3 protein-coding genes are annotated in these 4,236 nt (G+C 42.7%); all 3 read right to left on the bottom strand.

The features are described from left to right. Nucleotides 1–76 precede the first annotated feature (76 nt). Genes VCB98_RS13670 through VCB98_RS13660 form a run of 3 tightly spaced genes read right to left on the bottom strand, consistent with a single transcriptional unit; the run spans nucleotide 77 to nucleotide 4,175 of the window. On the bottom strand, nucleotides 77–694 hold the full coding sequence (locus VCB98_RS13670; protein ID WP_346053474.1) for a hypothetical protein: 618 nt from the start codon (nucleotides 692–694) through the stop codon (nucleotides 77–79). A gap of 2 nt (nucleotides 695–696) precedes the next feature. After that, on the bottom strand, nucleotides 697–2,109 hold the full coding sequence (locus VCB98_RS13665) for a restriction endonuclease subunit S (RefSeq protein WP_346053472.1): 1,413 nt from the start codon (nucleotides 2,107–2,109) through the stop codon (nucleotides 697–699). A gap of 2 nt (nucleotides 2,110–2,111) precedes the next feature. Then, complete coding sequence (locus tag VCB98_RS13660) at nucleotides 2,112–4,175, bottom strand: N-6 DNA methylase (protein ID WP_346053469.1); 2,064 nt, start codon at nucleotides 4,173–4,175, stop codon at nucleotides 2,112–2,114. Between the last annotated feature and the right edge of the window lie 61 nt (nucleotides 4,176–4,236).

Genomic DNA, 4,236 nt, shown 5'->3' with positions numbered 1-4,236 from the left:
ATAAGCTCACCGGCAATTTTGGAGCGCAGCGGAACAATTGTCCGAGTGCAGCGCCTTGTTATATTTGCATTTGTCATCAGTTCATCAATTCCCACAGGATACGATAGCAATACTTCACGACATCATGCTCGTCCTTATCCGGGTTAAGCTTGCCATGAACTAACATGTTTCGTACTTGGTAGATGATTTCTAACACTCCTGCAAAACAATGTTGTCGATTACTTGAGATATAGAGTTGATCGAGTTTGACAACATCAGCTTCGTCATTGGCATGAACCGAGCCATCCTGGTTAATTCGAGGTGATTTGATCAGATCAATTGGATTATCTTTATTTTGATAATTTACGACTGCACTTCGTAGAGAGCATGAGTTAATCCTTTCAGGCATCAGGTTCGCTCGGTCAAGCGCGTAATGCAGTAATTCCAAATCAGTTCGAAAGGCAATTCCCTCTTTGCCGGCCTTCTCAATTAACTCTTCAAATTTCTTATAAAAATGATTCCTACCACTGGTATCTTCTTTTAGTTTGTTAATGAAGTCGCGGTCGGTAGCTCCATTTGACCCTGAATGGCTATCATTCAAGTCCGAATAATGCGACATGTACCAAGAGTTACAGGCCAGCCATAGCGACATGAATGGTGAGAAATAATCTATTGCGGACTTTTCCATCCATTCCTTTTTATAATCACTTGGCATTTTTACATTCCTGCCTGTTCTTTTAGCCAGTCCATAGCGGCTTGTTCGTCTTGCTCGATAGCCATTTCAACAGCACGTTTGGCGCATTCCAGCAAGCGTTTGGATTGCTTTCGCAAGTTGAATGATTCGGTGACTTTTTGCTGGATTTCAGTTTGTTTGGACTCAGGGATAAGGGGTATAGGCAATTTTAAAAGGTCATTGTCCACTATGACTGGATATGATGTCCCTGTGTTTGGCTTTAGTGACCATTCTAAAAGTGGTTTTGAATGAAGGAAAGCAAGGAGTGTTTCTTTGTTAATTCGGCCATTTTCTCGAAGCACGGTAAATGCACCGCTCCCTACATATCCACTTTCTTCAACAATAGTTATAGCCCCTCTGTATGTCCTGACTTTCGACACGATTACGTCGTTCTTCTTCAATGCTCTTTTTGCATTGGCGGGGAGTTCCTCGCCAATAACTTCATTTGCTAAAATTTCACCGTTTGAAACATTAACGCTGCCGATTTCTACATACTGATGGATCTTCTTATCATCAATCTTAAAAGTGCTCTTGTTTTGCTTGAACTCTTCGCCAATAGTTGAATAACCATCAGAATACTGCTTAATTGCTTGCTCGATTTCCTCATACTTTGGCTGGAAGTATTCCGCATCTATGCGTTCTGCCTGTTCGGTATCGGAATAGTTTTTGACAAAGGAGAGTTGATGCTTTGGTTGCCAATGATTTAAGCCAATCTCAGTAAGAAGAAGATTCTCTGCCTTAAAAAACGCCGATCTTGAGCCGTGTTCTGACAGAACTGCTTTTTTATATGTGTTCTCAATTGTGAGCGAAAATTCCTTCGATACTTTAGGAACAAGAATTTTCTCAATTTCCCTGCAATTCAGGTTCACTTGCTCTGTTTGTCTGGAAAGATACCAAGTGGCAAGTTTGCCAATATTGCTATTCAAATAGGCAGAAAGAAACTCTGGTGAATATGCCTTCTTTAGTCGAATAAGAGCAATATTTTGATTGATGTTTGCAGGCAAATCCTCTGAGCGCACAAGGGCAGAACGACCTACTATTTTATAGGTTGCTCCAATAATCGTCATTATCAGGTCACCCTTTTGTAGCACACTGCGCTTGATTACCTCGTTGCCTTTTTGGCTGAGGCGGTGCGAAAACTCACCCGTTATTCTAAACTCTCTCAGATTATCTGTTTTCACAAACGCAACGTCATCACCATAATATGAATCAATCTTCATAGAAGGTGTATGACCAGTCATAACGGGGCGAGAGATCATTGAATGCAATGGGACTGCGCCAAATTTCAAAAGCTTATTCTGATTTAACAAATATTTTTCTTGGTAATGCTCTGCATCAAGACGAAATGTACCATCATCTTTTTTCGCCGTGGAGTAGTTCAATACTTGGCTTTGCATTCTTACCCCTCCACCCAGAACGACAGTTTTTCTTTTTCAGCCCATTCAATAAAGGCTTCTGCAATGCCATCAGGTAATTCGCCGCCGTGATTGTGCAGGTCATGGTCAACAATTAAATGGCCGTTCTTATCCAACTTGTACTGGCCATTGCCGTTTTTGACATAGATATAGTCGCCTGAATTGTCCTTACCGCCCTTCTCGGAAACAGCAAAAAATATTGGATAGTCATCAACTTTCGGGCAAAGCTTATCGTCCCATTTCTGTACAAACAAAACGCTGGTTTTGGTGCCGGTGTGGGGTTTGAAGGTGTTTCCATGCAAACCGACCACCGCAAGGATACGACCATGTTGAGCGATAAATTCCCGGATGTGTTTATCCGAGGTGTTATTAAAACGGCCTTGCGGTAGAACAATCGCCATACGACCACCGGGTTTGAGAAAATCCAGGTTTCTTTCAATAAACAGAATATCCCGCCCGACTTTGCTTTGCGCTTTACCATTGCCCTTAAAGCCGAGTTCATACTGATGCAGGATACGGCTTTCCTTGATGTCGCCAGCAAAGGGGGGATTTGCCATCAAAATATCGAAATTGAAGTTTTTGTTCTCGCCCTTGTCGCTTCTGAGTTTTTCCAGCCGGTCAAAGCCCTTGCCGTATGTATTAATCCATTTTGGGTCTTTTTCGGTTTTGTCGTTCCATCGCTCAAAATCCAGCGTATTCAAGTGCAAAACATTGGTTTCACCATCGCCTGCAATCAGATTCAAGGTACGAGCGACACGCACGGTTTTTTCGTCAAAGTCGATGCCAAACACTTTGAGCACATGCTGTTTTTCCTCGTCAGGGATTTCCGCATTGGTAAACAAATGGCCGGTGAGTTTGAAAATGGTATGTACCGGAAAACCACAGCTTCCCGATGCAGTGTCGATCATGTATTCGCCACGCTTTGGGTTAAGCATTTGGACGCACATATCAATGACGTGACGCGGAGTAAAATACTGGCCCTTTTCGCCTTTAGCCGATTTGTTGACCAAGTATTCGAAAGCTTCATCCACTACCAGCAAGTTTGAGTTAAATAGCTTTACATCCTGCAAACTGGACACGCATACCGACAAATGGCTGTCCGATAGCTCAAAAGACGAGCCTTCGGGAAATACACCGTGCCACTGGTTTTTGGCCTCGTTAAATAACTCCTGAATCTTCTTTTTTAACTCGGTGTCGGTTTGTCCGGTGTTCCTGAATTCCATGACACGGAATTTCTTGTCATTAAGTGTTTCAAGGCATTCTTTCAGCTTCTCGTAGTCGCCTCGCTCCTCCTCATCCAAATTCTGATCAAGGTGATATTCGATAATGTCCTTGTCTTTTTTGCTGCCGAATTCATCGTAGAGTTTGGTAAAAATGAGTTTGAATACTTCTTCAAATACATCCACGCCAGCATTAGCAAGAACTTCATCCTCCATTTCCAGAATGATGTCTTTCAATGACTTTCGCTCATTGGCTATTTTGTCTTTGATGATTAGATCGCGCAGGGTGAAACGTTCGCTCAGTATGTCCTTGAGCGTTTGATTCCCTTTTGGAATATCGGTGATGTCTTCAAAGTAATTCGGATCTTTACGATGGTAGTGCGATATTTTCTCGCCGTTTGTCCACACGCCAATAGGCGCACCCGTAGCGTTACAATAGGAACGAAGTTGATTTTTCCCGTCTTTGAGTTTGGGCTTTTTGAGTTCAACGACGATATAGGCGGTATCGGTGCGGTCTTTGTCAAAAATGACAATATCTGCGCTTTTCTTCTCGCGCCCAAATGTAACGGCATATTCAAAGGCAAGGCGTTTTTTCGGGTAGCCGTATTGTTCAATGAGCCTTGTAGCATATAGCTGCCTGACAACCTCTTCAGGCTTGAGCTGGATTTCTTTGTCTCTAACGATGCAATTTATGAAAGGAGTTTCTTTCCCTCTGGCTTCCTTGGTGAAAACCTGTTGCCGTAACGCTTCAATTTCCTCATCCGAGAACAGCGATAAATTGTAGTTGCTGTCCTTTAGGATGGTTTGCAGGATGTCTGTTTGTGTCATTACTTCTTATATCTCCGTTTCATAATTTCGTTCGGCTTGCGTGATGGTTGGTTTGCAAATA

It is taken from the genome of Natronospira elongata, from assembly GCF_034931365.1.
In the GTDB taxonomy this organism is placed as follows: Bacteria; Pseudomonadota; Gammaproteobacteria; order Natronospirales; family Natronospiraceae; genus Natronospira; species Natronospira elongata.
The sequence above is the reverse complement of the archived record's forward strand: the minus strand, read 5'-3'. Positions and strand labels throughout refer to the sequence as shown.

Excerpts from the sequence above, each read along its gene's own strand:
- VCB98_RS13665 (WP_346053472.1), bottom strand. The coding sequence starts at position 2,109 with ATGCAAAGCCAAGTATTGAACTACTCCACGGCGAAAAAAGATGATGGT.
- VCB98_RS13660 (WP_346053469.1), bottom strand. The coding sequence starts at position 4,175 with ATGACACAAACAGACATCCTGCAAACCATCCTAAAGGACAGCAACTAC.
- VCB98_RS13670 (WP_346053474.1), bottom strand. The coding sequence starts at position 694 with ATGCCAAGTGATTATAAAAAGGAATGGATGGAAAAGTCCGCAATAGAT.